Source organism: Brevundimonas sp. BAL450, assembly GCF_015767455.1.
GTDB classification, from domain to species: domain Bacteria; phylum Pseudomonadota; class Alphaproteobacteria; order Caulobacterales; family Caulobacteraceae; genus Brevundimonas; species Brevundimonas abyssalis.
Genome location: NZ_JADWOW010000037.1, coordinates 1 through 4,913, shown reverse-complemented (window position 1 = coordinate 4,913; position 4,913 = coordinate 1). Strand labels below are relative to the sequence as shown.

Below are 4,913 nucleotides of genomic sequence, written 5' to 3'. Positions count from 1 at the left end.
GGGCAGCCGGGACTGCGCAGGGCGGGATCGGACACCAGGTGACAGCGCAGGGCCGTCAGGCTGGATACGGACGGCAGGGCCGCCAGGGCGTAGCGATCGATCAGCCAGGGCGTGGCGGCCAGCGCCGCGGCGGAATCATCGGCCCCGTCCGGCGCCTCGGTGGGCAGCAGCGCCAGCGGCAGGGCGGACAGGTCGCCGGAGGTCACGGTGATCAGGGTCGATCGTCCCCGGAACACGTCCTCGACCGGCGCGATCAGCTCGCTGTAGATGCGGTGGGCTTCGGCCCGGTCGAAGGCGGTGTCGGTCTGATCCTGCAGCAGGGACGGGTCGATATAGGGCTGGCCCCGCGCCGCCGCGGTGGTCAGGGAGGCGCGCAGCCGCGCCACGGCCGCGGCCATCTCGTCCTGGCCCAGGGATTCCGAACGGGCCCATTCGACCCGGTCGCGCGTCAGGGCCCAGACATAGGCCGCTTCGGGGTTCACCAGCACGAGCAGGAGCCCTTCGTCCTCGCGCAGAAGGCCCTGGGTCTCCTCGACGGTCAGGGCCTGGGGGCTGGTCAGTTCCGAATAGGCCGGGAACCGGGTCTCGATCTCGGCGTCCACGGTGCGCAGGCGGTCCAGGGTCTGGTCGTACTCGGCCCGGGCCGTTTCACGCCGCTGACGGGACGCCTCGTCATCGAGGGCGTAGAGCCGCTCGATCTCGTGCTCCAGCCGGTCGCGGCGGGTGATCAGGGCTTCGCGCCCCTCCGCCAGCCGGCCGATGGCGTCGTCGCCCTGGGCGAAGCGGGCGGACACCTTGGCCAGGGCGTCGGCGGCGTCCGAGGCGATGGCCCACTGGGCCGCCTCGAAGGCTTCGGCGCGCAGGCTCTCATAGGTGTCATCGACCCGCGCCGATCCCCCCGTCGCCGCGCCGAGCACCAGCACGGCGGCCAATCCCGCCGCCCTCGCCAGGCTCCCGATCCGTGATCCGGCCATTGCGCCCCCCGTCAATTGCTCAGGATGCGGACACGGGTCCACACCGCGCCGCGGTTGATGATCTCGACCCTCAGTCGCGTGTCCGCCGACGGCGTCAGGGTGCAGACCGGAAAGTGGTCGTAGGCCCCGTCCTCGCACAGCACGCGGCCGTCAGGGGCCCGCACGATCATGTCGATGTCGGTGTCGCCGTCGCCGATGGCGGCCACGCGCAGCACCTCGCCGCCCGTCACGTCCGCCTCGAACCAGTAGGTCTGGCGGGCCTGGACGTCGCGACGGGTCAGGACGGGCCCCTGGCCGAACGGCGAGTTCGTCACCCCCCGGGCGGCGGCGGCGCGCACCGCCTCGATGTCCTCAAGGGTCTGACCGTCTCCGCGCGCCAGGGTTTCGGCCTCATCCAGCAGTCCGGCCACGGTGAACGGTTCGGCCCCGGGGTCATCCTGCATTCCGGCGCGCGCCTCGGGGATGCGGTCCGGCTCGGGATGGCGGAAAGGGATTTCGGCCAGCATCCGTGCGGCCAGGGTCAGGGCCTGGGCGTCGCCCGTCTTGCGGCCCCAGGCGGCCACGCGCGCCGCCGTCACCGCCTGATGCACCGCCGCCGCCTCCGCCACGTCGGACGAAGGATCCACGGCCCGGGGCTGGGAATCGTCCGCCTGGGCTCCGCCCACGGTCAACGCCAGCCCCAGTCCCAGAGCCGCCCCGGCGACCAGCCCACGCCGCCGCAATCTGGATGTCCTCAACGCCACGCCCACGGATCCCCCGATCTCCCCACCGTTCGCCGAACGGAACTCGATCAGAAATTTCACTTGAGGTCGACTCCGGTCCAGCGGACAGAGCGCCACGCCCCTGTTCTGGGCCGGGCGGCCCGCACGGGACACTGATCGAATATGACGGAAACTAGCGGGTCGCGGCCGCCAGGATGCGGCCGTCGTCCATGGCCTGGACCAGCACGGCCATGTGCAGACCGTCTTCGGACGGTTCGGGCAAACTCAGCAGGATCGGCCGTCCGCGCCATTCGCCCAGGCGGGTGACCTCGCGAACCACATTGGCGTGCCGGACCTCGATGCCCCGGTTCTCGCCCTCGCCCACCTGCACGATCTGGGGGCCGGACCGATAGCGGACCAGCCAGACCTCGGCCCCGCCCTCGGGTGCGCGGCCTGAGCCGACGCCCACCCGGTCTCCGGTTTCGCGGAACTCCACCTCGGGCATGAAGATCAGGCGCTCGGCTTCCTCCTCCACCACGCTCTCGATCTCTGCGCCGCGCGCGCCGGAGAACTGGCGGCTGCCGTCGATGATCACCTGGGGCGTGTAGACGTCCCGCAGCCGAAGCCGGTCCTGATAGGCCCGCTGGCGTTCGGCGAAGGCGGGCTGGGCGAAGGTGTCGGGCCAGCCCAGATAGTCCCAGTAGTCCACCGCATAGGTCAGGGCGATCACGCCGGGCCGTTCGGCCAGCCCTTCCAGCAGGGCGTTGGCCTCTGGACAGCCGGAGCAACCCTGGGCGGTGAACAGCTCCACCACCACGGGCTCGACGGGCGTCGAGACACGCGACCCCGATCCTGCGGAGGCCGTTTGCGCGCTGGACGACGCCGCGCCGCTCATGACGACTGCGGCCGCCCCGGCTGTTATCAGACCCCAGATGCCCTTCATGGCGCGCACCCTAGTCCAGGCGTTCGAAAACGGGACTCAACTTGGCGTGAACCGGTTCCCGAGCGCGTGATCCCTGGACCGAAATCGGTTCGGTTGGACGCAGTCCAGCCGGGCTCAGATTTCGGTCCAGCATAATGCGAGAGCCTGATTCACGGCATCGGTGGGATCGCGAAGCGATTCCACCTCAACCGATCAGGCTCTAGCCTCAGTCGTCCATCAGCTGCTGGGCGAAATAGACATAGTGCCGGGCCCAGCGCCGCGCGTTGGCGGCCGGATCGGCGTCATAGCTGTGCCCGCCCGAGGTGTCCTCGAAATACAGATGATCGTGGCCCTGGGCCTCAAGACGCGCGGCGAATTTGCGCGCGTGACCGGGGTGCACCCGGTCATCCAGGGTGTTGGTGGTGATGTAGACCACCGGATAGTCCACCTCGGGGCGCAGCTGCTGATAGGCGGAGTATTCCGCGATCCAGGCGGCTTCCTCGGGGATGCGCGGGTCGCCGTACTCGCCGATCCACGAGGCCCCCGCGGGCATCTCGTGATAGCGCAGCATGTCGATCAGGGGGCTTTCGATCACCGCCGCGTCGAACAGGTCCGGGTTCTGGGTCACGGCCACCGAGGTCAGCACCCCGCCGTTGGAGCGGCCGTAGATGCCCAGATGGTCGGGCGAGGTGACGCCCCGGTCGATCAGGTCCCGGGCCACCGCCGCGAAATCGTCGAAGGACCGCTGGCGATTGTCGTTCAGGGCCGCCTGGTGCCAGCCGGGTCCGAACTCGCCGCCGCCGCGGATATTGGCCACCACATAGCTGCCGCCCTGCTCCAGCCACAGCTTGCCCAGCTGGCCCGCATAGCCGGGCAGCATGGGGATGTTGAAGCCGCCGTAGCCGAACAGGATGGTGGGCGCCGAGCCGTCATTGGCCTGATCGCGCGGGCGGACCAGGAAGTAGGGAATCTCGGTCCCGTCGGTGGAGGCGACCGAGTGCTGCTCCACCACATGGGTCGCGGCGTTGAAACGGGCCGGGCTCTCGCGCAGGACCTCGGAGCGGGCGCTCGCCACATCGGCCTGGGACAGGGTCGAGGGAGTCAGGAAGCCCTGGACGTAATAGAACATGTCCTCGTGGCCCCGGCTGGCGTCCACCAGGCTGACGGAGACGTTTTCGGGCGTGGGCAGGGCGGTCTGGGTCCAGCTGCCGCCGCGGGGGGCGAAGCGGATCAGTCCGCCGGAGACATTGTCCAGCACGCTGGCCACCACGTGGCCGTTGGTGATGGCCACGCCGTTGACCGACTGGCGGGCGGTCGGCGCGAAGATCACCGGCGAGGCCGACAGCGCCGGGGCCGTCTCAGCGCGCAGGGCCGCCAGCGGGACGGCCGCCAGATCGCCGGTCTCGATGGCGTGGCCGCCGAAGGTCCAGTCTTCCTCGGCGGTCAGGATCAGCCGGTCGCCCATGGTCCCGTGGATGTCCACCTTGGGCGGCAGGTTCAGGCGCACGGCCTGGCCGTCCACCACCTGCCAGCGCTCGGCGTTGAAGGTGTCCAGCGGGCGGGTGATGATCACCGCCTCCACCTGGCCGTCGGGGCCGCGATAGACCGAGGGGCTGACGCCATAGCCGCCGTCGCCCTGTTCGCCGCGATAGATCTCCGTCGCCTGCGCCAGCGACTGGCCCCGCGACAGAGCCCGCACGATGTAGGGATAGCCGCTCTCGGTGAGGGTGCCCTCGCCGAAGTCGGTGGCCACCAGCAGGGTGTCGGCGTCCAGCCAGGTCACCCGGTGCTTGCCCTCGGGCAGGCGGAAGCCACCCTCCACGAATTGGCCGGTCTGCGTATCGAACTCGCGCACCTCGACCGCGTCCTGGCCGCCGTTGGACAGGTTCACCAGGCAGTAGCGCTCGTCCGGCGCCAGGCACCCGGCGCCCTTCCAGACCCAGTCACGCCCCTCGGCGCGGGCCAGGGCGTCGATGTCCAGAATGGTCTCCCATTCGGTGTTGCCCGAAGCGTAGGACTCCCGCGTCGTGCGTCGCCAGATGCCCTTGGGATGCTGGTCGTCCTGCCAGAAATTGACCAGACCGTCGCCCTGGAACCGGGGCGTGGGGATGCGGTCCTGGGCCGACAGGATGGCGTAGGCCTCGCGCCGGAAGGGCTCGTAGCGCGGATCGCCTTCCAGCCGCGACAGGGCGCGCGTGTTGGACTGCTCCACGAAGGCCAGCGCTCGCTCGCCCTGAACCTCCTCCAGCCAGATGAACTCGTCGGCGGCGGCCACCGAAGCGGGGGACAGGTCGGCGGGCAGATGCGGGGGTGGGG

Annotated in this window: 4 protein-coding genes; all 4 read right to left on the bottom strand. The window is 70.3% G+C overall.

Going from position 1 to position 4,913, the window contains the following annotated elements; all coding sequences use genetic code 11:
- The coding region (locus IWC96_RS03150) for a hypothetical protein (RefSeq protein WP_196838327.1) at positions 1-974 on the bottom strand (974 nt) is incomplete at its 3' end.
- Positions 975-985: 11 nt separating this feature from the next.
- A complete protein-coding gene (locus IWC96_RS03145; protein WP_021697299.1) occupies positions 986-1,777 on the bottom strand; it encodes a hypothetical protein in 792 nt (263 codons plus the stop codon).
- 91 nt (positions 1,778-1,868) lie between these two features.
- Positions 1,869-2,618, bottom strand: coding sequence for a thioredoxin family protein (locus IWC96_RS03140; protein ID WP_148291466.1), 750 nt, complete (start codon positions 2,616-2,618; stop codon positions 1,869-1,871).
- A gap of 205 nt (positions 2,619-2,823) precedes the next feature.
- The coding region (locus tag IWC96_RS03135; RefSeq protein WP_231378815.1) for a prolyl oligopeptidase family protein at positions 2,824-4,913 on the bottom strand (2,090 nt) is incomplete at its 5' end.

Bases quoted from the DNA above. Each gene is read 5' to 3' on its own strand.
- IWC96_RS03140 (WP_148291466.1), bottom strand. From the start codon at position 2,618: ATGAAGGGCATCTGGGGTCTGATAACAGCCGGGGCGGCCGCAGTCGTC.